This is a genomic window from Xenorhabdus sp. KJ12.1 (assembly GCF_963876495.1).
Classification (GTDB): Bacteria; Pseudomonadota; Gammaproteobacteria; order Enterobacterales; family Enterobacteriaceae; genus Xenorhabdus; species Xenorhabdus stockiae.
Window position 1 is genome coordinate 1 of the sequence record NZ_CAWNQH010000065.1, and the last position, 26,079, is coordinate 26,079.

The 26,079-nt window shown below is 42.5% G+C and carries 25 protein-coding genes; 11 read left to right on the top strand and 14 right to left on the bottom strand.

The window, feature by feature from the left end; translation table 11 throughout:
• Both AACS92_RS09210 and AACS92_RS09215 read left to right on the top strand, forming a co-directional pair.
• A partial coding sequence (locus tag AACS92_RS09210; protein ID WP_304440819.1) for a transposase occupies positions 1-301 on the top strand: 301 nt, incomplete at its 5' end.
• Between the two features lie 108 nt (positions 302-409).
• Positions 410-862 carry a hypothetical protein gene (locus tag AACS92_RS09215; RefSeq protein WP_099110922.1) on the top strand — a complete coding sequence of 151 codons (453 nt, stop codon included), beginning with the start codon at positions 410-412 and terminating at the stop codon, positions 860-862.
• A gap of 76 nt (positions 863-938) precedes the next feature.
• On the opposite strand, the gene AACS92_RS09220 is transcribed toward AACS92_RS09215, so the two are convergent.
• From AACS92_RS09220 to icd, 7 genes are all read right to left on the bottom strand, one after another.
• Entirely contained in the window at positions 939-1,388 is a 450-nt protein-coding gene (locus tag AACS92_RS09220; protein WP_099110923.1) for a lysis protein, read from the bottom strand.
• A 265-nt stretch (positions 1,389-1,653) separates the two neighbouring features.
• Positions 1,654-2,088 (bottom strand): lysozyme, encoded by a 435-nt coding sequence (locus AACS92_RS09225; protein ID WP_099110925.1) that lies wholly within the window; start codon positions 2,086-2,088, stop codon positions 1,654-1,656.
• On the bottom strand, positions 2,088-2,315 hold the full coding sequence (locus AACS92_RS09230; protein WP_099110926.1) for a hypothetical protein: 228 nt from the start codon (positions 2,313-2,315) through the stop codon (positions 2,088-2,090). The genes AACS92_RS09225 and AACS92_RS09230 overlap by 1 nt, the downstream gene beginning before the upstream one ends.
• The gene (locus AACS92_RS09235; RefSeq protein WP_099110927.1) at positions 2,312-2,620 is read right to left on the bottom strand and encodes a phage holin family protein; all 309 of its coding nucleotides are present in this window, start codon (positions 2,618-2,620) and stop codon (positions 2,312-2,314) included. Before AACS92_RS09235 ends, AACS92_RS09230 begins: the two co-directional genes overlap by 4 nt.
• Before the next feature lie 286 nt (positions 2,621-2,906).
• Positions 2,907-3,614 (bottom strand): Thoeris anti-defense Tad2 family protein, encoded by a 708-nt coding sequence (locus AACS92_RS09240; RefSeq protein WP_099110928.1) that lies wholly within the window; start codon positions 3,612-3,614, stop codon positions 2,907-2,909.
• Positions 3,615-3,940: 326 nt separating this feature from the next.
• Positions 3,941-4,258, bottom strand: a complete 318-nt coding sequence (locus AACS92_RS09245) for a hypothetical protein (protein WP_099110929.1) — start codon at positions 4,256-4,258, stop codon at positions 3,941-3,943.
• 354 nt (positions 4,259-4,612) lie between these two features.
• Complete coding sequence (icd, locus tag AACS92_RS09250) at positions 4,613-5,866, bottom strand: NADP-dependent isocitrate dehydrogenase (protein ID WP_099110930.1); 1,254 nt, start codon at positions 5,864-5,866, stop codon at positions 4,613-4,615.
• A 139-nt stretch (positions 5,867-6,005) separates the two neighbouring features.
• On the opposite strand from icd, the gene rluE reads away from it, so the two are divergent.
• From rluE to AACS92_RS09290, 8 genes are all read left to right on the top strand, one after another.
• On the top strand, positions 6,006-6,635 hold the full coding sequence (gene rluE / locus AACS92_RS09255; RefSeq protein ID WP_099110931.1) for a 23S rRNA pseudouridine(2457) synthase RluE: 630 nt from the start codon (positions 6,006-6,008) through the stop codon (positions 6,633-6,635).
• On the top strand, positions 6,628-7,080 hold the full coding sequence (locus AACS92_RS09260) for an NUDIX hydrolase (RefSeq protein ID WP_099110932.1): 453 nt from the start codon (positions 6,628-6,630) through the stop codon (positions 7,078-7,080). Before rluE ends, AACS92_RS09260 begins: the two co-directional genes overlap by 8 nt.
• A 110-nt stretch (positions 7,081-7,190) precedes the next feature.
• The gene (gene mnmA / locus AACS92_RS09265) at positions 7,191-8,294 is read left to right on the top strand and encodes a tRNA 2-thiouridine(34) synthase MnmA (protein ID WP_099110933.1); all 1,104 of its coding nucleotides are present in this window, start codon (positions 7,191-7,193) and stop codon (positions 8,292-8,294) included.
• Positions 8,295-8,296: 2 nt separating this feature from the next.
• Positions 8,297-8,923: a high frequency lysogenization protein HflD gene (hflD, locus tag AACS92_RS09270; protein ID WP_099110934.1), complete on the top strand. Its 627-nt coding sequence runs from the start codon at positions 8,297-8,299 to the stop codon at positions 8,921-8,923.
• A gap of 51 nt (positions 8,924-8,974) precedes the next feature.
• Positions 8,975-10,345, top strand: a complete 1,371-nt coding sequence (purB, locus tag AACS92_RS09275) for an adenylosuccinate lyase (RefSeq protein ID WP_099110935.1) — start codon at positions 8,975-8,977, stop codon at positions 10,343-10,345.
• Positions 10,346-10,633: 288 nt separating this feature from the next.
• On the top strand, positions 10,634-11,305 hold the full coding sequence (phoP, locus tag AACS92_RS09280; protein WP_099110936.1) for a two-component system response regulator PhoP: 672 nt from the start codon (positions 10,634-10,636) through the stop codon (positions 11,303-11,305).
• Between the two features lie 55 nt (positions 11,306-11,360).
• On the top strand, positions 11,361-12,770 hold the full coding sequence (gene phoQ / locus AACS92_RS09285; protein ID WP_369800398.1) for a two-component system sensor histidine kinase PhoQ: 1,410 nt from the start codon (positions 11,361-11,363) through the stop codon (positions 12,768-12,770).
• 182 nt (positions 12,771-12,952) lie between these two features.
• Positions 12,953-14,074, top strand: coding sequence for a ribosomal protein uL16 3-hydroxylase (locus AACS92_RS09290; protein WP_099110938.1), 1,122 nt, complete (start codon positions 12,953-12,955; stop codon positions 14,072-14,074).
• Positions 14,075-14,173: 99 nt separating this feature from the next.
• On the opposite strand, the gene cobB is transcribed toward AACS92_RS09290, so the two are convergent.
• From cobB to lolC, 4 genes are all read right to left on the bottom strand, one after another.
• Positions 14,174-14,995, bottom strand: a complete 822-nt coding sequence (gene cobB / locus AACS92_RS09295) for a Sir2 family NAD+-dependent deacetylase (protein ID WP_099110939.1) — start codon at positions 14,993-14,995, stop codon at positions 14,174-14,176.
• Positions 14,996-15,273: 278 nt separating this feature from the next.
• A complete protein-coding gene (lolE, locus tag AACS92_RS09300; RefSeq protein WP_099110940.1) occupies positions 15,274-16,521 on the bottom strand; it encodes a lipoprotein-releasing ABC transporter permease subunit LolE in 1,248 nt (415 codons plus the stop codon).
• Positions 16,521-17,237 carry a lipoprotein-releasing ABC transporter ATP-binding protein LolD gene (gene lolD, locus AACS92_RS09305; protein ID WP_099110941.1) on the bottom strand — a complete coding sequence of 239 codons (717 nt, stop codon included), beginning with the start codon at positions 17,235-17,237 and terminating at the stop codon, positions 16,521-16,523. Before lolD ends, lolE begins: the two co-directional genes overlap by 1 nt.
• Complete coding sequence (lolC, locus tag AACS92_RS09310) at positions 17,230-18,432, bottom strand: lipoprotein-releasing ABC transporter permease subunit LolC (protein ID WP_099110942.1); 1,203 nt, start codon at positions 18,430-18,432, stop codon at positions 17,230-17,232. The genes lolD and lolC overlap by 8 nt, the downstream gene beginning before the upstream one ends.
• 418 nt (positions 18,433-18,850) lie before the next feature.
• On the opposite strand from lolC, the gene mfd reads away from it, so the two are divergent.
• Complete coding sequence (gene mfd / locus AACS92_RS09315; RefSeq protein ID WP_099110943.1) at positions 18,851-22,291, top strand: transcription-repair coupling factor; 3,441 nt, start codon at positions 18,851-18,853, stop codon at positions 22,289-22,291.
• Between the two features lie 115 nt (positions 22,292-22,406).
• On the opposite strand, the gene umoD is transcribed toward mfd, so the two are convergent.
• The 3 genes from umoD to nagZ form a co-directional block, all read right to left on the bottom strand.
• Positions 22,407-22,898: a UmoD family flagellar biogenesis regulator gene (gene umoD / locus AACS92_RS21855; RefSeq protein WP_369800399.1), complete on the bottom strand. Its 492-nt coding sequence runs from the start codon at positions 22,896-22,898 to the stop codon at positions 22,407-22,409.
• Between the two features lie 411 nt (positions 22,899-23,309).
• Positions 23,310-24,614: an NAD(P)/FAD-dependent oxidoreductase gene (locus AACS92_RS09320; protein ID WP_099110945.1), complete on the bottom strand. Its 1,305-nt coding sequence runs from the start codon at positions 24,612-24,614 to the stop codon at positions 23,310-23,312.
• A gap of 414 nt (positions 24,615-25,028) precedes the next feature.
• A complete protein-coding gene (gene nagZ, locus AACS92_RS09325; protein WP_099110946.1) occupies positions 25,029-26,048 on the bottom strand; it encodes a beta-N-acetylhexosaminidase in 1,020 nt (339 codons plus the stop codon).
• Positions 26,049-26,079 lie beyond the last annotated feature (31 nt).

Sequence of the window (26,079 nt, forward strand, 5' to 3'; positions counted from 1 at the left end):
GAGTCAGGAATTGGCGGATGATTTAGCTAAAACGGATATCACCTTTATCACGAAAAAGCGCCGCAACATGAAAGCGCTTGCACTGGCTGAGTGGGATAATATTATGCTTAAAAAGCGTTTTATCATTGAAACGATTAATGGACAATTAAAAAACGACTCTCAATTAGAACATTCTCGTCACCGAAGTATAACCGGTTTTTTGTTAACGATTTTAACGGGATTGGTTGCTTACTGCCTTAAAGAGAAAAAGCCATCACTGAAAATTTTCTACTCAGAAGAAGATATTTCAGCAATAGCTTAAGCGGAATTGGGGTTATCAATATATTGCGTTTGTTTAAAAAATATTTAGTAAATAAATAGCAATAAATACTAGTCTTACTTTTATTATCTTATTATTAGGAGAAGAACGATGGCTCGCGGTAGTCCAGAATTAATAACTCTTTTTAATTTGCTAATAGAAGATGAATACATAAATGAATACACCGCATCTTTTGGTGGAAGGAGTGTTGAATCCTTAGAAGTTGACTTTAGCAAAAAATCAAGCGTAAGAACTACAATTTGCAGAGATACAATCTCTAATAGGACTCAATCAATTAAACCTGTGATGGCTAAAAACCCGCGCTCTTTGAGAGGAAAGCTTTTTAGAATGGGGTTTGTTCCTTATCCCAAAATACCTACTACCACTAAGCCTGCATATCTAAAATTTCATTTATCTTCTCATAAAAGAAATATATCAATAGAAACATATAGAGAGGTAATCCTACCTAACATCCCACCCATTAATCTAATATATAAGAACCTTTTTGCAATAATGGTAGATAGCCCTGTAGTTGAAGATTATTTAGACATCAGAGGCCTTTAATTCTTTAAAAAATCAAGATAATAACCAAGGTAATAATTGCATTAAATAACCATTCGTATAATGGGTTATCATAACCTCACCCACACTGCTCCCTAACATACTCCTGCAACCCCAGAATCATTTGTTCTGAGGTTGCAATGCGTTCTCTGAGTAACCAATAATTTCGGACAGCGGAGTCTGTAGGTCTGGCGGTGGCTGCATCATCCATGCCGGAGGTGGGAGTGGCTTTAGGCACTGGACAGGTGGCTTTGATGTACACCCGCTCAGGATGAGCAAGAGAAGCAGTGTGCAGCCTGTCAATTTCAGTCTTAGCATTGGCGAGTTCCTGAGTGTGAATCTTGTCCAGCTCTGCAAGATGTTCAATGCGTTCTTGCTGCTGATTTATCGCGATGACCTGTATGTCATACTGTCGCTTTAACCTACGGTATTCTTCCGCCTTGTCCTGATACTCGCTGTAGTAGAACCAGAACAAGCCAGAGACAATCACCAGAGCAATTAGGGTGAAGTACTGGCTGCCAATCTTCATGACTGCCTTCCGACAAATTGGTCATACTTTTCTTTTAAAAACAATAATCCAAAAACAATTGGTGCCAAAACAACCAATACTGGCCACAAAAATGACATCAACAAAATGAAAGAAATGACTCTGGATTGCTTTCTCGTCTTTCTATCAATGTAGAAATAATGAACGCCGCAATAAAACCGATAACATAAATCATTGGGCCCAGAATGATAATCATCGCTCAGCACCTCAAATGCCTGTGTGAATACGCCGTAAGTGAGAGTGAATCTCATGATAAAAACATCTGTTGCTCAGATGCCCTACGCTTAGTCAGACCGTTCATCACTTTACCCGCTGCCTTATTCCATCTCTGAAATTCATCAGCTGCTCCTTGGTAGTCACCCGCATTGAGCTTCTTCAGTAAGGTAGAACGAGCAAAGTTACCTGCACCACAATTGAAGATGAACGAGCACAGGGCATCAAACTGTTCCTGAGTCAGTGATACCTTCACGGCGGATTCAAGAGTGAGGTAAATAGGCTGAAGGTCATCATGCAGGAATGCTTCGGCCTGCTGCTCTGTTATCACTTGCCCCGGCTTGACGTCTTTTGTGTGACCGTAGCCTATCGTCCACGGAGTACCACCCGTCGCCGGATCGGGATAGGCTTTCAGTTTCAGGCCTTCATACTGTTTGATGAAGCTCAACCCGTTCTCGCTGATGTTCATCAGATATTCCCTCGCTGTTGTTCGTCTTCTGCCAGTAGCCTGATAAGCCGATAACGTTTGTAGAAATTAAGGTGATCACAAATCCTTTTATACTTACGCAGAACTTTCAGAAAACGCATATCAGCTCGCCACCAGTTCCGCAATTTACGCAGCACCCACCAACGGCGAACCTGATAAAACATTACAACCAGTGGAAATATCTTCACACCGTATATTTCCTTAATCATCTGTGAGCACCTGTCAGTCGGTTCCAGAAATACGTGAGGGCAATACTGCCCATTGCCCCACACATGCCTGCACTGGCAAACGTCATGTATAAGCTCAGTCCTGCCTCTAAACTGATAAAGCCGCCTATCAGTCCGGTAAATCTTGAAACAATGACCTGAGCAAATGCCCCAAGCCAACTCCAGCGGGCGTTGCTGGTTTTTATATCAATGATATAGCGGACTATTCCGCCCCATGCAGAAAGCAACAAAAGTATCAGCCATTGATGTAACTCAAAGCTGCTTGGGTCTTTATTTGGCATACGCATATTTCCACCCCATCAGAACAATGGGCGTCCGTGGGGTGAGTCTGTGGTCGCCCCTGTGAGTTATTGTGAATAGGTTGCCCTAAGAATTTAGGGCATAGATACGCAATGTGCGTAGCTTGTAGCAGGTCTAGCCTGCCTGTTTTCAGATATTAAATTGTGGTCCTGCCAATATGAGCGTTTGCGGTCGGCTGGAACATGTAAATCCGCAACGCACCCAACACTTTCTCGGTAGTTGGCGACCAAAACAAAAGGCCGCATTAAGCAGCCTTGAATTCAGTACGTGGATTTATTTCCAGCGGAAGCAGAATGACAGTGTGTTACCTACGTTCTTTTTCAGTAGGTCGCCTAGTTGTTTTGCGCCGTCAGAGGTATAGTAGAGATCAGTTGTAGAATTTGAGCCTGGACTAAGATTATAAGTTGAACCATTCGCCGTTACTTCAAGGGCTTTACTCCCTAAGTCAGGTTGATTTTGGGTGTCAACTTGCAATGCTATAGCAACAAAAGTACCAATAGGGTCTTCTTCATAATAAAATGTCAAAATGCTTCCAATACCTAGAGTATTTTGAAGATTAGTCAGAGTACCAAAAGTAGATTCATCTGAAGCTAAATGTCCACCCTTGGTCAAATATCCCCAATCTTGACTTTTCCTGTTATCATATTTACTGGTCCCTATTTCAAGATCAAAAGATAGCATGCAAACAGAATTTAATTTTAATCCCCAATCACAAGCCAGCATGTCTTGTTGCTCAGGATTCCAAGCGAAAACCCCCTCTTTATTTGCCTGATTAATAGCCTGATCACTCGTTCCAATTTTATTACCATAAATGTAGGTATTGGTATCCCAGACATTACGACGCACATTGCTCCCTAAATATACTTGAATCATTGCCCAAGGAAAGGAGCCAACAGGTGCTACGTTATCAACCTTAGTGTTAAATTGATCGGGGGTGAATGAACATTTATTAGAATCATCCAGCCTATTAACATCAGACATAAACACCTCACTTTATTATTTGTTAAAGGTCATTTCATCCTACTGCTAACTAGCCAGATAATATTACTGAGGTCAGGTTCTTATCTCAATTGAATAGCCTGTAACAGAATCAATACGCCTTAAAATAGGGTGGCGCATTATAAAGTTTATCTGTTAGTCGAGTGCGTGATTCAGTGAGGTGTATATTTGAAGTTTGGTGCTGCTATGACTTAATTTGTAGGGTTCGAAGTGCTGCTCACATCAACCAAAATAACATCTAACACATTGATTTAATATGGTATATGGTGCTGCTCGACCCCAATCACTTTGAGTCGAGCACTGATAACTTATTTCCCGCTTGGCTTTGCTCTTCCAGTCCAATAGCGCTCACGCTCTTCTGGCGTAGCGCCTTGCCCCTCAAAAGCATCACTAACTTTCAAGCCATCGGGTAAAAGTGCCCAAGCAACGTAAAAATATCGGGGTTCAAACTCTTCGCCTATCCATCGATAGATGCCATTGTATTCTTTTTCATTCCAAAAACGAATATAACCGATATGCCAGCCATCACAGGGATTTAAAACCAGTACCTCTTTGCCATCCATATCAAATGTAGGCTGCTCAGAGGCAGGACGAATAATTAAGGATTCTGTGACTGATGTAGACATTCGTTTCCCCAATAAACAAAAAACCCCGCACTGAGCGAGGTCTGAAATTAATAAGCTGTGTGGCATTGCTATCACTCTTATCACAATAGCAGCATTTTTACGATCGTAAAGCTATTTTTAAAAGTTACTGCATAATTGATGAGTATTAACATTCTGCGGCGCTAAAAGCCAGTCAATGACTGATAAATACCATGATGATAGAGGTAAAGATTGGATTATTTTGGCAGTGAAATGGCGGTCAATTTATAACCAGTTTTGCAGAAGAGTTTTGCAGGAGTTTTGCAGAAGAATTTCCATACCGTTAAAAACAACGGGAACCATTAAGCCCCCGTTATCTATTTTAATCAGTGATTATTACATATGAGAAATAATGGCATCACCAAATTCGCTGCATTTCAGCAGCTTAGCGTCTTCCATCAGGCGCTCAAAATCGTATGTGACAGTCTTGGCAGCAATCGAACCTTCCATACCTTTAACGATTAGATCAGCAGCTTCGAACCATCCCATGTGGCGCAGCATCATTTCAGCGGATAGGATGACTGAACCTGGGTTTACCTTATCCTGACCGGCATACTTAGGTGCTGTACCGTGTGTTGCTTCAAACAGGGCACACTCATCACCAATGTTCGCACCCGGGGCAATACCAATACCACCAACTTGTGCTGCCAGCGCATCAGAAATGTAATCACCATTCAGGTTCATACAGGCGATAACATCATATTCAGCCGGACGCAGCAGAATTTGTTGCAGGAATGCATCGGCAATTACATCTTTGATGATGATATCTTTGCCGGTTTTAGGGTTCTTAATCTTCACCCATGGACCACCATCCAACAGTTCACCGCCAAATTCTGTACGCGCTAATTCATAACCCCAGTCTTTAAAGGCACCTTCAGTAAACTTCATGATGTTGCCTTTATGAACCAGAGTCACTGATTCACGGTCGTTATCAATTGCATATTCAATCGCAGAACGTACCAGACGCTTAGTGCCTTCTTCCGAGCATGGTTTCACACCGATACCACACTGTTGAGGGAAACGGATTTTAGAAACGCCCATTTCATCCTGCAGGAATTTAATCACTTTATCTGCTTCCGCAGACCCGGCTTTCCACTCAATACCCGCATAAATGTCTTCCGCATTTTCACGGAAAATCACCATATCAGTTAATTCAGGGTGTTTTACAGGGCTTGGAGTTCCTTGATAATAGCGAACCGGACGCAGGCAGACATATAAATCCAGCTGTTGACGAAGTGCCACATTCAGAGAACGGATGCCGCCGCCAACAGGCGTTGTCAGAGGGCCTTTAATAGCAACCCGATATTCACGGATCAAATCAAGTGTTTCTTCCGGCAGCCAGACATCTTTACCATAAACCTGTGTAGATTTTTCACCCGTATAAATCTCCATCCAGGAAATTTTGCGCTCACCGCTATATGCTTTCTGAACCGCAGCATCAACAACTTTCAGCATGACCGGCGTTACATCCACACCAATGCCATCCCCTTCGATATAAGGGATTACCGGGTTATTCGGAACATTTAATTTACCTTTGGTATCAATAGTAATTTTTTTACCTTCCGCCGGAACAACTACTTTGCTTTCCATTAACCTCTCCTTTCAAGTAAGCGCAATGCCTTGTTAATTTTTTGTAAGGGACGTGTCAATATTACTTGAATATTCTGCAAACGCCAATGGCGCAGATTTCAGGTATAATATTGCCCTTCACTTTGTGCAATAACTTATCATGACAAATTTCCCTTTTAAAAAACGTAAACTTAATCGATTCAGTCAAAGAAAAAATGATAACACCACAAAAAGAATAGCGGGCCCACGTCGGGTGCTGATATTTAATAAGCCTTATGATGTTCTGCCCCAGTTCACTGACGAAATGGGAAGAACAACCTTAAAGAATTTTATTCCTTTCAGTGATGTTTATGCCGCAGGACGGCTGGATAGAGATAGTGAAGGGGTACTGGTTCTGACTAATGATGGAAAGTTGCAAGCCAAATTAACGCAGCCCAACAAAAAAACGGCCAAAATTTATTATGTTCAGGTAGAAGGAATACCGGATGAAGTTGCACTGAGTAAACTCCGCAACGGTATTACCCTGAAAGACGGCCCTACACTTCCCGCCGGAGCAGAATTAGTCGAAGAACCTGTATGGCTTTGGGAGCGAACTCCGCCAATTAGGGAACGAAAAAATATCCCTGTCAGCTGGCTGAAAATCACGCTTTTTGAAGGCCGTAACCGTCAGGTACGCAGAATGACAGCCCATGTTGGTTTTCCAACATTACGCCTTATCCGGTTTAGTATGGGTTCATTACAACTAGGGGATTTGTCCCCCGGAGAATGGAGAGAAATAGATTTTGTTTAGTCCACATATCACCGTTGCTTGCATAGTACATGCCAAAAATCAATTTTTGGTTGTTGAAGAACTTATTGATGGCAAGCCTCGCTGGAACCAGCCTGCAGGTCATCTTGAAGCTGATGAAACATTACTGGAAGCGGCTGAACGCGAATTATGGGAAGAGACAGGAATTCGAGCTAAGCCACAGGCATTATTGAAATTACATCAGTGGGTCGCCCCGGATGGAACTCCCTTCATCCGTTTTTTGTTTCTGGTTGAACTAGAGAAAACGGTGGATACCGATCCTCAGGATAGTGATATCCACTGCTGTCACTGGCTGAGCGCAGAAGAAATTATTAACAGCCCACAACTGCGTTCCCCATTAGTTGCTGAAAGTATCCGTAATTATTTGGAAAATCAGGCTCACCCCTTATCAATACTGGATAGCTATGGTTCTCCTTTCACAAAATAATTTCCCATTAAATGAAACGCAAATCACAAGAGCACGAAGACGTTTGATGCACCTTGCCTGTCAACATGCTAAAGTACCGCGTTTATTTTTTTCCGCAGTGAGATATGCCCATGTCAGATAACAGCCAGAAAAAAGTCATCGTCGGAATGTCCGGTGGTGTTGATTCATCCGTCTCCGCTTACCTGCTACAACAACAGGGCTATCAGGTAGCTGGCCTGTTTATGAAAAACTGGGAAGAAGATGACGATGAAGAATACTGCTCTGCCGCCGATGATCTTAAGGATGCTCAGGCGGTGTGTGACAAGCTGGGTATTGAACTGTATACCATCAATTTCGCAGCTGAATATTGGGATAATGTATTTGAACTCTTCCTTGCTGAATATAAAGCAGGCCGTACACCGAATCCGGATATTCTCTGTAACAAAGAAATTAAATTCAAAGCATTTTTAGAATTTGCTGCCGAAGACTTAGGTGCTGATTACATTGCAACCGGCCATTATGTCCGCCGTCGGGATGTGGATGGCGTTAGTCAGTTACTTCGGGGCCTTGATGGTAATAAAGATCAAAGCTACTTTTTATATACCCTGAGTCATGAGCAGGTTGCCAAAAGTTTATTCCCGGTCGGGGAGCTTGAAAAACCTGAAGTTCGCCGCATTGCCGAAGAAATTGGGTTAGTTACGGCGAAGAAAAAAGATTCTACAGGTATCTGCTTTATTGGTGAACGTAAGTTCCGCGATTTTCTGGGCCGCTATCTGCCAGCTCAGCCGGGCCCAATTGTTACCGTTGACGGGCAGACTATCGGGCAACATACCGGCCTGATGTACCACACACTTGGTCAGCGAAAAGGGTTAGGTATCGGAGGAACTAAATCCGGTAATGAAGAACCCTGGTATGTTGTTGATAAAGATGTTGCAAATAACATACTGGTTGTTGCACAAGGCCATGAACATCCCCGCCTGATGTCTGTCGGTTTAATTGCACAACAACTGCATTGGGTTGATCGCCAGTCACTGGAAACAGAAATCCGTTGCGTGGTAAAAACGCGCTACCGTCAGCAGGATATTCCCTGCACAGTCATTCCTTTGAGTGAAGATAAAATTGAGGTTCGTTTTGACAGCCCCGTTGCCGCTGTCACTCCCGGTCAATCAGCTGTGTTTTATCAGGGCGAAATTTGTCTCGGCGGTGGTGTGATCGAACAACGTATACAGGAGTAATCGTGGCTAAAAATTATTACGACATTACATTGGCGCTGGCAGGTATCTGCCAGTCAGCTCGTCTGGTACAGCAACTGGCCCATGAAGGGCAATGTGATGCCGGTGCTTTTGAAGTAACTCTTAACAGTGTTCTGAATATGAATCCGACATCTACTCTTGATGTCTTTGGCAATGAAGCGGGTAACCTGCGTACCGGCCTTGATGCTGTGATGGGAATGCTGAATGGTACAAATAGCGGGCTCTCAGCAGAGCTGACCCGCTATACTTTAAGTCTGATGGCACTGGAGCGACGTCTCAGTAAAAATCCATCAGCAGCAGATGAATTAGCTAAACGCATAAGCCAGCTGGAACGTCAGCAGGCTTATTTTGAACCTATGTCTGAGGGAATGCTCAATTCTCTTGCTGGTATTTATGTCGATGTAATTAGCCCATTGGGGCCTCGCATCCAAGTCACAGGCTCGCCGGATATTTTGCGCAACACATTGGTGCAGGCAAAAGTCCGGGCAGCATTACTGGCAGGTATTCGCAGCACCGTATTATGGCAGCAGGTTGGCGGTAGCCGTCTGCAATTTATGTTTTCCAGACAACGACTAGTCCGACAGGCAAAAGACATTCTTGCGCGTTATTAATTGAATTAATTGTTAAATAAATCGTTAAATAAAATCCGGGAGTTTCTACCAATGGAATTATCCTCACTGACCGCTGTTTCTCCGATTGATGGCCGTTACGGCGATAAAGTTAGCGCACTGCGCGCTATTTTTAGTGAGTTCGGCTTACTGAAATTCCGCGTGCAGGTTGAAGTACGTTGGCTACAAAAACTGGCCGCCACAGCAGAAATCACAGAAGTTCCTGCTTTTGATGAAAAGGCAAACGCTTACCTGGATGAAATTATTACAAATTTCAACGAACAGGATGCATTACGCATTAAAGAAATTGAGCGTACAACTAACCATGACGTTAAAGCCGTTGAGTACTTTCTGAAAGAAAAAGTCGCTCATATTCCTGCTTTACATCAGGTTGCTGAGTTTATACATTTTGCCTGCACCTCCGAAGACATCAATAACCTGTCACATGCATTGATGCTTAAAACTGCCCGTGAGGAAGTGCTGCAACCACAATGGCGTCAGGTAATCGACACCATTAAGCGTATGGCTCATGAATACCGTGATCTGCCTTTGCTGTCACGTACCCACGGGCAACCAGCAACGCCTTCAACTGTAGGTAAAGAGTTCGCAAATGTTGCCTACCGCATGGAGCGCCAGTTCCGCCAACTTGGTCAAATTGAAATTTTGGGCAAGATCAATGGTGCAGTTGGTAACTATAATGCCCATTTGTCAGCCTATCCTCATATTAACTGGCATCAGTTCAGCGAATCATTTGTTACTTCTCTGGGTGTTCAATGGAACCCATATACTACTCAGATTGAACCTCATGATTACATTGCAGAACTGTTTGATTGTATTGCACGTTTCAATACTATCCTGATTGATTTTGACCGTGATATCTGGGGTTATATCGCTCTTAATCATTTCAAACAGAAAACTGTTGCCGGTGAGATTGGCTCATCAACCATGCCACATAAAGTTAACCCGATTGATTTTGAAAATTCAGAGGGTAATCTGGGTCTGGCAAACGCAGTGTTTGGTCATCTTGCCAGTAAATTGCCTGTTTCCCGCTGGCAGCGTGACCTGACTGACTCAACAGTATTACGTAATCTGGGTGTTGGTCTGGGATATGCGTTAATTGCATATCAATCCACAATGAAAGGCCTGAATAAACTGGAAGTCAACGAGAAACATTTATTAGGCGAGTTGGATCAGAACTGGGAAGTATTGGCTGAGCCGATTCAGACGGTTATGCGCCGTTATGGTATTGAGAAGCCATATGAAAAATTAAAAGAGCTTACACGTGGTAAACGTGTTGATGCAGAAGGAATGAAAAACTTCATTGATGGTCTCGAACTACCGGAAGAAGAAAAAACTCGTCTTAAGTCGATGACTCCTGCCAATTATATCGGCTATGCTGAATTACTGGTTGATGAATTAAAATAAAACGATTTTATTTATAAAATGTGGATAGGAATTCCCGTCCACATTTTAAAAAAATGCGTAACCTTATATGAAGTATAAATAAGTCGCAAAGTTATATACTATTTTCGATTTACCTTATTGTTTTTAGCAATCCATTCATTAACATACCAACAATAGACTAAATAGTTACTATACTTGGTTTAATCATAACAACATATCTATAATTTATTTCAATCCATCCATATAGTTGACTATCTAGCTATTTAAGATTTATTTGATAAATTTTACTGGTTAGCATAAGGAACCATTATGCGAATATTAATAGTTGAAGATAATGCGTTGCTTCGTCATCATTTAAAAGTACAGCTTCGGGATATTGGTCATCAGGTTGATGCTGCTGAAGACTCAAAAGAGGCTGATTATTACCTGAAAGAAAATCATCCTGATGTTGCCATCATTGATTTGGGGTTACCGGGGGAAGATGGTTTAAGCTTAATAAAACGCTGGCGCAGCGATCATATTAATATACCCATTCTCATTCTCACTGCCCGTGAAAGCTGGCAGGAAAAAGTTACCGTATTAAATGCCGGTGCAGATGACTACGTGACTAAGCCTTTCCAATTGGAAGAAATTAATGCACGTATACAGGCATTAATGCGTCGTAATAGTGGGCTGGCATCGCAAGTTGCGGAATTACCACCTTTTCTGATTGATCTTTCACGTAAGGAATTTTCTGTTAATGGTAAGAAGATAAAATTAACTGCCTTCGAATATACGATTATTGAAACTTTGATGCGTAATAACGGTAAAGTTGTCAGTAAGGAATTATTAATGAGGCAGTTATACCCTGATGCTGAATTACGTGAAAGTCATACAATTGATGTGCTAATGGGACGTTTGAGAAAAAAGATATTGAATGAATGGCCTGACGAAGTGATTGTTACAGTCCGTGGTCAGGGTTATCGCTTTGATGTGAAATAATATCATGTTTAACTTCCTGAGAACTCATCTCTTCTCCCTGAGAGCACGATTTCTCATGGCGGCGACTGTCATTATTCTTGCTTTGACTCTACCCTATGGCGTAGTCGCAATTGTTGGCTATTTGATGCGCCTTGATAATGATACTTATGCAATACTTAGTACTCAGAGTAATTTATTTTACTCACTTGCTAGTTGGAAAGAAAATAAATTATCAGTTCATCTTCCCGATAATTTCCACATGGGAAATCGCTCATTAACTCTGATTTATAACGATAAAAACGATATCCTCTGGCGTCAGAATAATGTACCAGAACTTGAAGAAAAAATTCATCCTAATTGGCTGAAAAAAAACGGCTTATATGAATTAGAAACTTATTATCCCCATATACATTCTCAGCTATATTCTGAGTCACAGGGGCAATATCCGGCTAATAATAAAACTGACACTAATCTCAATGCTGATAAAGTACTACTGATTTACTCTGTAGCCGTCAAGATTTATCCGGCAAAGGATAAACTTCCTGCATTAACCATTGTAGTTATCAATACCATACCTCAAAATATTCAACCGTCAGAAAAAATTTGGGAATGGTTCGGGTATGTATTAATAGCCAATCTGATTTTAATTATTCCATTAATCTGGCTTGCTGCGGACTGGAGTTTGCGCCCGATTAAATCACTCATCACTCAGATACGCTCCCTGGAAAAAGGTGAACGGCAAGAATTAGATGAAAATCCACCAGCTGAATTAAAAGGCCTGATTAAGAACCTGAATGCCTTACTGGATAATGAGCGCCAACGCTATAAAAAATATCGAACAACATTATCAGACCTGACACATAGCCTGAAAACTCCTCTGGCCGTGCTTCAATCTACGCTGCGCTCTCTACGCTCAAATAAGCAAATGACCATTAAGCAGGCTGAACCCGTCATGCTTGAACAAATTGACAGAATTTCTCAACAAATCGGTTATTATTTACATCGGGCCAATATATACAACGATCATAACCTCATTCTGAAAAAAATATTTTCCGTCCCAATTCTGCTTGATAGCCTGACCAATGCACTGATAAAAGTTTATCAACACAAGGGGATCAATGTTACCTTAGATATTTCGCCTGAATTAACCTGGCTGGGTGAAAAGAATGATTTTCTGGAAGTAATGGGGAATATTCTGGAGAATGCCTGTAAATACTGTCTGGAGTTTGTTCATGTTACTGCCATGATGGGCGAGAATTTCCTCACCATCATTGTTGATGATGACGGCCCCGGTGTTCCCCCCAATAAACGCCATATCGTTTTCGAACGCGGGTTGAGGGCCGATACACTGCGTCCGGGGCAAGGATTGGGGTTGTCTATCGCCTCTGAAATTGTAGAACAATATGACGGTAATATCAGCATCGATAATAGCCATCTGGGAGGCGCAAAAGTCAGTGTGACTTTCCGCAACCAACAAATCACCTAAAATCTGTATCAACAGCTTACCCTCTCTTCTGAATACAAAATAGCTATCACTTAATCGGCAACAGGAATACTCGCAATAAATACAGAATGCGAGCAGCCTCGAAATATTTCACCCGAATCTGATAACTCTATTGACTATCCGTTATAATGACCTGAAATTTTCTTGTCACTCAGGATATCACCATGAATTATCAGCTGAATCTGGATTGGCAGGCGTTCTTGCAGAATCACTGGCAAAAACGTCCATTGCTAATCAAACAGGGTTTCCAGCAATTTACCGACCCACTTTCTCCCGATGAGCTGGCGGGACTGGCAATGGAAAATGAAATTGACAGTCGTTTAGTCAGCCATAAAAAAGAACGCTGGGAAGTTTCTCATGGGCCATTTGAAAGTTACGATCATTTAGGCGACCAAAACTGGTCATTACTCGTACAAGCTGTTAACCACTGGCATCACCCCTCTTCTGCCCTTATGAAGCCATTCCGTGTGCTTTCAGACTGGAGAATGGATGATTTGATGGTTTCTTTCTCCGTTCCGGGGGGGGGGGTCGGTCCGCATCTTGATCAATATGATGTCTTTATTATTCAAGGAGAAGGACGCAGACGCTGGCGTGTAGGGGACAAGATCCCAATGAAACAGCATTGTCCTCATCCTGACTTATTACAGGTTGAGCCTTTCGAAGCCATTATTGATGAAGAGATGCTACCCGGAGACATTCTCTATATTCCACCCGGTTTTCCACATGAAGGATATGCCATTGAACCATCACTGAATTATTCAGTCGGTTTCCGTGCGCCGAATGCCCGTGAGCTGTTCAGTGGTTTTGCCGATTATGTTCTGGCAAATGAATTGGGTAGCCATCGTTACAGTGATCCTGATTTGGCATTCCGTGATAATCCTGCACTGATCCAGACAAACGAGCTGGCGACTCTGCGTACCATGATGCAGGATTTACTGGAACAACCGGAAACGTTCCAAAGCTGGTTTGGGGAGTTTATCTCTCAGTCACGTCATGAGCTGGATATCGCGCCACCAGAACCGCCATATGAAAGTGATGAGATTTATGATCTGCTCAAACAGGGTGAAAGCCTGAATCGTTTGAATGGACTACGTGTATTGCGTGTGGGGGATAATTGCTTCGTCAATGGCGAATTAATGGATACATCTCATTTGCAGGCAGCTGATGCACTTTGCCAGTATGATACTGTCAATGCTGATATTTTGGGTGATGCTCTTGATGATGTGCGGTTTATCAGTCTGCTTACTGCTCTGGTGAACAGTGGTTATTGGTATTTTAATGATTAACCACCGCACAGCTGAATACGACAGGTTTTAAACCCTATTCCGGAAAACCTGAATGTTTGCCCCAGTTATATAACTGACAACGTAGCTGGGGCAAATCTCTCATTCAGACATCTGATGAAGCAGTGACTGAACATATTGATTAACTATTTGGCTAGCGTTGCCATAATGCTTTTCATCAAACATGCTCTCAACCTGGCTGGGTTCCAGATTAAGCTCAACAGTATGAGCACCCGATAATTTCGCTTCATGTACAAACCCCGCAGCAGGATACACATGACCGGAAGTGCCAATGGCAATAAAAATATCCGCCTCAGATAAAGCAGAATAAATTTGTTCCATCCCCAAAGGCATTTCGCCAAACCACACAACGTGAGGGCGCAGTAACGAAGGAAACTGACAACAGTGACAGCGATCATCTATTGTCAGGTGAGATGTCCATTCAATAACCTGACCGGACTGGCAGCAGCGCACCTTCAGTAGTTCGCCATGCATATGGAGAACACGCTTGCTCCCCGCACGCTCATGCAGATTATCAATATTCTGTGTGACCAGCAGAAAATTATCGCCAATTTGTTGTTCAAGTTCGGCTAAAGCATAGTGTGCGGCGTTGGGCTTTATTTCCGCCTGCTGTAGATGCTCTCTTCGCGCATTATAGAATGCCTGAACTAATTCAGGGTCACGTTTGAATCCTTCCGGTGTCGCAATATCTTCAACACGATGTTCTTCCCATAGCCCATCAGAAGAACGAAACGTTCTAATTCCCGATTCAGCGGAAATACCCGCTCCGGTCAGTACTACCACATGGGGTTTCTTTATTTTATTTGCCACACGGATATCCCTGTAAAAAATTTGCTGATGAAACCTCTGATTTCGTAGTCGCCTACTCTTACGGAATTTACTGAGCCGATGAATAACACGCATTTATACGTCTCCGCAAAATAATCCTTTCATACACTTCGTCTTTCAAGTTGCCTCTTTGTTGGCTGCGTTCTTTCCCCCGGCCACACTGTTGTCTATGTTCTCGGGGGATTACTCACTCGTCACCACGAGGTAACTTGAAATTCATAGGGTATAGAACTATTTCCTCAGTTTCTGTTCAATTACCACGACTTTATTCATGGTGTGTTCAGCTCATCGCTTCTGCTCAGTTCACTCCGTAAGATAGCGCGCTTAAGTGATATAGTGAATACTCTGGAATATCATTGACCACTCAAAATCCGCGCTGGATCAAGTTTACTGGCCCGACGAGCCGGATACCAACTGGCTAATAAGCTCAGGATCAGTGCCGTTAACAAAACATAGAAAATATCCATGGTATGTAATTCTGACGGCAGAAAATCAATGAAATAGATATCACCGGAAAGAAATTGATGCCCGGACAGCTTCTCTATCCATTTAATAATAGCTGTCAAATTAAGCGCCATGAAAATTCCGACAATAGCGCCAATAATACTGCCAACCATTCCGGTCAATAATCCATACCACAAGAAAATTGACCTGATATGACCATCTTTAGCCCCCAGTGTACGCAAAATAGCAATATCACTGCTCTTATCTTTGACCGCCATAATCAGTGTTGAAACGATATTAAAACAGGCAACCCCAATGACTAAAATCATGGCTAAGTACATGATACCCCGTATCATCTGGATATCATTGTACATATAACCGTAGTCTTTCAGCCATGTACTGATATAGACATACCTGCCTGTTGCATTACCGGCGGCTATAACCCGCTTCTCTGCTGCAAAAACATCGTCTGCTTTAATAGCAACGCCGGTAATAGCATCGCCATAATCCAGATACTGTTGTGCATCAGATAACGGAACCAAAGCCAGACGATGATCCAACATGCCACTTAACTGAAAAATACCGGTAACTTGTAAACGTATTCGTTTAGGCTGTAATAATTTCAGGCTTGGATCGCTGTTTGGGATCATCACTGTCAGCCAATCACCCTGTTTCACATTCAGTGAATTTGCAACTCCCTGCCCCAGAATGACCTGATTTTTGCCTGCCTGAAATGTCTGCCATGCACCGTCACGGACAAACTTATACAAGGTGCTAACTTCGGCTTCAGTCTCAGGATCAACACCACGAACCTGAACAGCATGAAGTTTATCTCCTCGCTCCATCAGACCTGTAAATTCAATATAAGGAGAAGCTCCTGCAATGCCCGGAGTTTGTCTGATTTGTTTAAGCGCTGATTTCCAATGCTGGAAAGGCTGTTCTACCGTATAAATCTGACCATGAGGAACAACAGAAAGTATCCGGTTTTTAAGTTCGCGCTCAAAGCCATTCATTGCACTCAAGCCGATGATCAGTACAGCAACACCCAGCATGATCCCCAGTGTTGAAATGACTGAAACTAAAGAAACCATTCCCGCGCGGCGGCGCCCTTGGCTGAAGCGTATTGCAGTGAGTAATGCAAGAGGCAGATTTGCCATTACACTCCCCCCGTCAGGGTTAATTCATCCTGTAAATACCCATCACGCATTTCCACCTGACGCGCCAGCCTGTCAGCCAGTTTAAGATCATGAGTCACAACCAAAAATGCCGTGCCTTGCTGTTGATTCAGGTTCTTCAACAGCTCAAAAATGCTGTCAGCGTTACGTTGGTCAAGATTACCTGTCGGCTCATCTGCCAATACCAGTGAAGGTTCGTTCACCAGTGCACGAGCAATAGCAACCCGTTGGCGTTCACCTCCTGATAATTCAGAAGGCCGATGGTGTGCCCGCTTTTCCAACCCGACTGCCGCCAACATATCCCGTGCTTTTTGTTCAGCCTGCTTCTTCCCCCCAAGCAACCTTTTACTGCCGATCAATAGTGGCATAGCAACATTTTCTAATGCATTAAAATCAGGCAGCAGATGGTGAAACTGGTAAATAAAACCAATTTCTCTGTTTCGTAATTCTGCCCGCCCGGAAGCAGACATATTATTAAGTGATTCCCCCTTGAAAATCACTTCACCGGAGGTCGGTGAATCCAACCCTCCTAATAAGTGCAACAGAGTACTTTTACCTGAACCGGAACTACCGACAATTGCCATCATTTCTCCTTGCTGCATGGAAAATGTGACATTTTTTAATACCTCAGTGGAAACCTGCCCTTCCTGATATTTTTTATACAAATGATGGCATAGCAATAAAGGTTGATTACTCATAACGTAAAGCCTCAGCAGGTTGAGTGGCAGCAGCGCGCCAGGAAGGATACAAAGTGGATAATAGAGAGATTAACATGGCACTGACGGCAATAATCGCCACCTGAGCAGGTTCAATGGCAACAGGTAATTGAATACCTTCTGTCAGCAGGCCGATAACAGGCATTAATTTATTCAGTTGACTAGAAAGCAGTATTCCTAACCCCGTTCCCAATAAAGCACCAATGATGCCTGCTCCGGCTCCCTGAATCATGAAAATGGTCATCACTTGCCGACGGGTTAACCCTTGTGTCTGCAAAATAGCAATCTCACCCTGTTTTTCCATCACTAATAAAGAAAGAGAAGTGATAATATTGAAAGCAGCAACTGCGATGATTAGGCTAAGCAATAACCCCATCATATTTTTTTCCATACGTACTGCCTGAAAAAACTCCCCCTTACGTTCACGCCAGTCTTTCCAGACCAAACCTTTTGGCAGCGGCTGCTGACTTAATTCATCTACTTTTAATGGTTCAGTGAGAAATAAACGCCAGCCAGTAATATTGTTAATGGGATAGCGTAGAAGTCGGGCAGCATCTTGCTGATTAACCAGCATTTCAGTGTCATCAACTTCACTGTTGGCAAAAAATGTCCCGGCTACTGTAAATAAACGCTGGCTGGGTATCCTGCCCATTGGGGTAAGCTGGCTGGCACTCGGAACGATAATGCGGATCTGATCGCCTCGCCTGACACCCAGTCTTGCTGCCAGTTTTTCACCTAAAATCACAAAATAGCGACCGGGCTGCAATTGGCTCTGATCAACATTGACGGTATATTCCGCCAACGGTGTATATTCATCCGGCTTAATACCCAACATAACTCCGACTCCCACATTATGGGCACTTTGCAGTACAACATCTCCCTGAACAGCCGGCTCAATACGGGTGACATCTTTTAAACCAGAAAGCTGACTTTTCGGATGCTCGGCAGGATTAATTGACCCCTTTTCTGAAGTAATAATGACATGAGGCATAAAGCCCAGAATACTGGCCTCCAGTGAACGTTCAAAACCGTTCATGACTGATAACACAGTAATTAATGCAGCCACCCCTAATATAATACCAATGGCTGAAAGCCAGGAAACAAAGCGGCCAAATTTATCAACCGCCCGCCCGCGCATATAGCGCAATCCGATAAATAATGAAACAGACTGAAACATAGAATCCGCCGTATCAAAGGGGGTTATTTGAATGCATTAAATTAATGAAAAAGATCATATTTTATCTCTGTTTTTGCATATGTATTTTATAAAAAATTCAATCTATATCGTTCACTTATTACATATTATCACTGTTTAATTAAGTTTTGATTAGCACCTTCGAAATTGAAGATAAAAAAGCCCTGTTGTTAACACGAGCTAATATACCACCTCAGGCCAGACAGCAAATCTGTTACTCAGCTGTTGCCAAAGCAATGTGTTCAGGGATAATAAAGAGCAGCTGTACTATATGATGGAGCCATTCACATTCCGGTTCTGTTTTTACTTCTCTCAACCTGCCAGCGTATTTATTGTAAAGGCTACTGGGTTAAATATGTGTTGGGAATGGACTGAATCTTAGAGAACACATCAAACGCTTATGTCCGCAAAATATCGTTATCAACTTCCTGAACGTCGCGGTGATATCCGCCAGTTAGGCCATCTGATCGGTGCTGCTTGTGCCATTGAATGTGCTGAAATCATTGAACGTCACTCCGGCCCTGTACTATTAGTCACAAAAGATATGCAGAACACCTTACGGCTGCGTGATGAAATTCCACAATTTACCCGTACTTCAATAAACATGTTGTCAGATTGGGAAACTCTACCTTACGATAGTTTTTCCCCTCATCAGGAAATCATTTCAAATCGTTTATCTACCCTGTATCAGCTACCTTTTATGACAGAAGGGGCACTTATTCTGCCTGTTAATACATTGATGCAGCGTGTTTGCCCTCACGAGTACCTTCAGGGGCATGCTCTAATCATGCATAAAGGGCAACGTATTTCGCGTGATAAATTACGGGCAAATCTGGAACAGGCCGGTTATCGTAGTGTTGAGCAAGTGCTTGAACATGGTGAATTTGCCACACGTGGTGCCTTATTCGATCTATTTCCTATGGGAAGCGAACACCCTTACCGCATCGATTTTTTTGATGATGAAATCGACAGCCTGCGTACTTTTGATGTGGATAGCCAACGAACGCTGGAGGAAGTGGAGAAAATCAGTTTACTGCCGGCCCATGAGTTCCCGACAGATAAAGAAGCCATTGAATTATTCCGCAGCCAATGGCGTGAAAAGTTTGATGTCCGGCGGGATGCTGAACACATTTATCAGCAGGTCAGTAAAAAAATGTTACCCGCAGGCATTGAGTACTGGCAGCCATTATTCTTTGAACAGCCTTTATCTACACTATTTGATTATTTGCCTGAAAATACGCTGATTATCGTACAAGATTTGATGAACACGGCAGAACGTTTCTGGCAAGATACCGAGCAGCGTTTTGAGAGCCGTAAAGTTGACCCGATGCGGCCATTACTTCCTCCCGACCAAATTTGGCTTCCCGTCGACAGTCTTTTCGCTGAGCTGAAAAAATGGCCCCGCGTCCAAATCAAAAATGAAGAGTTACCCAAGAAAGCCGGAAATATCAATCTTGCTTATCAGCCTTTACCGGATATCTCCGTTGCCGCCCATCATAAAGCGCCTTTAGATAAAGTACGCCGCTTTATCGAGCAGTTCAGAGGCAAGATCATTTTTTCAGTGGAAAGTGAAGGACGTCGGGAATCAGTCAATGAGTTATTGTCTCGGATAAAAATTCATCCGGTCACAATACATCAGCTGGAAGATGCTAAAGAGGCAGGATGCTTTTTAATGGTGGGCAGCGCAGAACAGGGTTTTATAGATGAAGAGAAAAAACTCGCCTTCATTTGTGAAAGTGACATGCTTGGTGAACGTGTCAGCCGCCGCCGTCAGGATAACCGACGCACAATTAATACCGATACCCTGATCCGTAACCTCGCAGAACTCCGCCCCGGTCAGCCCGTCGTACATCTTGAACATGGTGTTGGACGCTATCAGGGGCTAACAACACTGGAGGCAGGAGGCATTAAGGCTGAATATCTCATTCTGACTTATGCCGGAGAAGACAAGCTGTATGTACCGGTTTCATCTCTGCATTTAATCAGCCGCTACGCCGGAGGAGCAGAGGAAAGCGCACCACTGCACAAACTGGGTGGTGAAGCATGGAATAAAGCTCGTCAGAAAGCGGCAGAAAAAGTCCGTGATGTTGCCGCTGAATTACTGGATATCTATGCCCAGCGAGCCATTAAACCGGGTTTTGCGTTTAAGCACGATCGGGAACAATATCAATTGTTCTGCCAAAATTTCCCATTCGATACAACACCCGATCAGGAACAGGCCATTAATGCGGTACTGAGCGATATGTGCCAGCCAATTGCGATGGACAGACTGGTATGTGGTGATGTCGGCTTCGGTAAGACGGAAGTCGCAATGCGAGCTGCTTTTACTGCTATCAACAATAATAAGCAAGTCGCTGTTTTAGTCCCAACGACTCTGTTAGCCCAACAACACTATGATAATTTCCGCGATCGTTTTGCTAACTGGCCTGTACACATTGAGGTGATGTCACGGTTCCGCAGTGCCAAAGAGCAACAGCAAGTTATAGATATGGCAGCAGAAGGGAAAGTCGATATCATCATCGGTACGCATAAGCTGTTGCAAAGTGATCTGCGCTGGAAGGATTTGGGTTTATTAGTTGTGGATGAAGAACACCGTTTCGGTGTCCGCCATAAAGAGCGAATCAAAGCTATCCGTGCCGATGTTGATGTCCTGACCATGACAGCAACTCCTATTCCCAGAACGCTTAATATGGCAATGAGCGGAATGCGCGATCTGTCGATTATTGCGACTCCCCCTGCTCGTCGGCTGGCAGTAAAAACCTTTGTACGTGAATATGACAGCTTAGTCGTTCGTGAATCTATTCTGCGTGAAATCTTACGTGGTGGTCAGGTTTATTATCTCTATAACGATGTCGAAAATATTGAAAAAGCAAAAAGCCGGCTGGAAGAATTAGTGCCTGAAGCCAGAATGGTTATCGGTCACGGGCAAATGCGTGAACGTGACTTGGAGCGTGTCATGACGGATTTCCATCATCAGCGCTTTAATGTATTGATATGCACTACAATTATTGAAACCGGGATCGATATTCCGACAGCGAATACCATTATTATTGAACGGGCTGATCACTTCGGTCTGGCTCAGTTACATCAATTACGCGGGCGTGTCGGTCGATCTCATCATCAGGCATATGCGTATTTGTTAACTCCGCACCCGAAAGCTATGACCACGGATGCACAAAAGCGGCTGGAAGCGATTGCTTCACTTGAAGACCTGGGAGCAGGGTTTGCTCTGGCAACTCATGATTTGGAAATCCGAGGAGCTGGTGAACTTCTGGGTGAAGATCAAAGTGGTCAAATGGCCAGTATCGGTTTCACACTCTATATGGAGCTGCTGGAAAGTGCCGTTGATGCACTCAAAAACGGACGGGAACCCTCACTTGAGGATTTAACTAACAATCAAACCGAGATAGAACTGCGCATTCCAGTGCTTTTACCCGATGATTATATCCCGGATGTAAATACGCGTCTGTCTTTCTACAAACGTATTGCCAGCGCTCAGAATGACAATGAACTGACAGAATTAAAAGTTGAGCTCATTGACAGGTTCGGTATGTTACCCGATCCGGGCAGGCATTTACTACAATCAGCCTCTATCCGCCTTACGGCTCAGAATCTAGGGATAAAACGTATTGAAGCCCATGAAAAAGGCGGCTTTATTGAATTTAGTCAAAATAATAAAGTAGATCCCCACTATCTGATCAACTTATTGCAGACTCAGCCTAATATCTATCGGCTGGATGGACCTTCTAAACTGAAATTTATTAACGAGTTAACTGAAAGAACCGAACGCTTATCGTTTATTCAGTCATTATTGGAAGCATTTGAGCAACATCAGGTATAGCATCAATACTGTTGCTTTTAAATATCGTTAAAATATCAACAAATTTCATCTTATATACTTATCTCCGGGAATATAATAACTATGTGACCGGAGATATTTCATTTCTGGAGCACTTCTACAAATACGGTGCAAGGATCAGCTTCCCTTTTTCATTCAACGGGATCGATTGATCTGGTTTATGTATCACTCTTACCTTTCCCGGCTTATTATCAATAGCATAAATGACATCATACCCAATAATACGCGGCTCCCGGATTTTAAATGCAATGCAATGTTTTAACTCATAATAACTCAGCGCATAAGATTCTCTTGTTATATTTAATCTTTCTATGAAAGAAAATAGACTATTTTTACATGTAGATAAGCGGTTGCTTTCAGTATTGCCAAATATTTTAATAAATGGCACCAATGCCCCATTACAATAATATTTTTGTGCATAACCTATTGTTATGATAGGTTCTGAAGAAAGTACCTGAGCATATTTAGGCTGTGGTTTTTTAGAGAAAAATATTATAGCGATACCAACAGTAATAATAACAATCAGAGAGTAGAATCTGTACTGCCTTGCCTTTAGCTTACTTGCATAACACGTTATTATATTTATAATTTGCCATACTCCTTACTTAAACATATCCCTTAGTTATTTTCGGGAAATAAAAACGCACTCAACTCGTGATTAAAAAAATCTTAATTCACTGTATTTATGGAAATTTAAAATTAAGCAAATTTAGATCTTAAATTAATTTCACGCTTTCATTACATTAAATATCTTTATCATTACTAAACTAAATTTTCCCAATCCTAACAGATAAACATACATTTTTATGTCATGGTTACCTAGCTAAAATGAGTTTTATTACAACGATTAACCTGATTAAAAGATGGGAAGAAAACGAGTTATGATAAATAGAATGAAAAAATAGCGTAGTATTGAATAAAAATAATGAAAATTTAGCGGTTCATCTGAAATTTATTGAATATATCAATAATCAAATTCAGATGAACCACTCTGGTTGAATTAGTGCAATTTCAATCGTGGACGGATCACACGATTTATTCCACCAACCAACATCATTAGGCCTGTTTTAATATACCCATGCAATGCTACCTGATGCATACGGTATAAAGAGATATAAACGATACGGGCAATACGGCCTTCTACCATCATTGAGCCACGCATCAGGTTACCCATCAGGCTACCAACGGTGCTGAATTTAGATAAAGAAACCAAAGAACCATGATCTTTATATTCATAATCTTTCAGCGGTTTTTCATTCAGTAAAGCCAGAATGTTGTCATAGCAACGGCTCGCCATTTGGTGAGCAGACTGAGCACGTGGAGGAACAAAACCGCCCTCTTTTTTCGGACAGGATGCACAGTCACCGATAGCAAAAATAGTCTCATCCAGTGTTGTCTGCAAAGTAGGCTTCACCACCAGCTGATTGATACGGTTTGTTTCCAGACCACCAATCTCTTTCATAAAATCTGGCGCTTTAATTCCGGCAGCCCAGACCATCAAAGAAGCTTTGATCTGCTCGCCATCTTTGGTATTCAGGCCATTTTCATCTGCACTGGTTACCATTGTCTTAGTTAAGACTTTAACACCCAGTTTAGTCAGCTCTTGGTGTGCAGCACCAGAAATACGTGGTGGCAAAGCTGGCAAAATACGTTCGCCAGCCTCGACCAAAGTCACATTCAGGGCATCTGTATTCAGGCTTTCAAAACCGTAACTGTTTAGCTGTTTAACTGCATTGTATAGCTCAGCGGAAAGCTCAACACCTGTTGCACCACCACCAACAATCGCTATATTAACTTTCTCTTCCGGGCATTGATTCGCAGAATATTTCAGGAACAGGTTCAGCATTTCATTATGGAAACGATGTGCCTGCTGCGGATTATCAAGGAAAATGCAGTTTTCTCTTACACCAACTGTACCAAAATCATTCGATTGGCTGCCTAATGCCATAACAAGAATGTCGTAAGTCAACTCACGCTCTGGTACTAACAAATCACTACTTTCATCACGAATTGCTGCCAGTGTGATTTTCTTTTCTTCACGATTGATATTTGTGAGTGTACCTAATTGGAAGTTGAAGTAATGGTTACTTGCATGAGCAAGATAACTCAGTGCATCAACACCATCATCAAGAGAACCTGTTGCTACTTCATGTAATAACGGTTTCCATAAATGGCTGTTGTTGCGATCCACCAAAGTTATTTCGGCTTTTTGCTTACGCCCTAATTTATGTCCCAAACGTGTTGCCAGTTCTAAACCGCCAGCACCCCCACCAATGATGACAATTCTTGTCTTTGGCGTTGTCATGACTACCCCACTGAAAATACAACTAATGTTATGTAAAGCGCTAAACGATCTTTTGAATAACGTTCTTAAATGACATCACTAATGATAAATTTCATACTGAAAATATTGCCAGAATATCACGGCTGGTCAGTCGGTCATACCAAAAATGGCCCCTGCTAAATTCTTTTGATTAATTAGACACCAATCACAAAATTTACGTACTCAACTCTAATTAATCAGACTTAAATCTAGTTTATTAATACTTATAATTTACAATGTTAACATTATGTGATTAGCAGTATTATTTAATGAAATACATGAAGAATATTGTTCTGAAATGGACAGCAAAAAGTAATAAATAAAAAGGGAATACAAAAAGACAGGATCATAATGTAACAATCCTGCCTTTCGTTTGACGCGATAAATCAGAAGTGATTAGCCACAACTTAACCAGTGTTCACATAAATTATTTAATTGCAAATTCGCCCGCTGCCAGCGCTCTGATTTTTTCAGTTCTTCCAGACTAAACGACCTTCCCTGGTGATATAACCGTGCCACCTTATCTGAGTTAACTATCGGTAAATTATCTAATACGTTAGTCGCACCCTGACGGTTATTACACACCAGAATCATATCGCAGCCCGCATCCAGTGAGGCTTTTGCCCGGTCAGCATAGCCACCCATAACAGCAGCCCCTTCCATAGATAAGTCATCTGAAAAAATAACACCATTAAATCCCAACTGCTGGCGTAAGACGTTTTTCAGCCAGTAAGGGGAAGCGCTTGCAGGACGATCATCAATCTGAGGATAGATAACATGTGCAGGCATAATTGCATCAAGTAAGTTACGCTGGATAAAATCGCGGAAAATCAGCATATCGTGACAGCTAATTGCATCCATTGAGCGATTATCTATTGGCGTTTCTTTGTGGGAATCCGCTATGACTGCACCATGGCCGGGAAAATGTTTACCCGTCGATTTCATGCCAGCCGAATGCATTCCCCTGATAAATCGCTCTGCCATCACCATCGCAGGTTCAGGCTCTTCATGAAATGAGCGTTCACCAATCGCGGTACATTTATGGCCTAAATCCAGTACAGGAGCAAAACTGATATCAATGTCCATTGAAATCATCTCTGATGCCATCAGCCAACCCGATTCTTCGGCCAAATGCCCACCCATCAGTTCGTCATGCAAACAGGCAAAAGACTGAGCCGCTGGTAATCGTGTAAATCCTTCATGAAAACGCTGTACCCGACCTCCTTCCTGATCAACTGCAATGACTAAACGATGACGGGAAGCTTCGCGGATTTGGCGCACCAAATCACGCAACTGCTGAGTATCATGGAAATTGCGGGTGAACAGGATCAAACCGCCCACTAATGGATGTTGCAGAATTTCACGCTCTTCACTATCCAGCTCATGACCAACAACATCTAACATTACCGGCCCCATAATATTCCTCACTTCTTATTAGTTATCTATT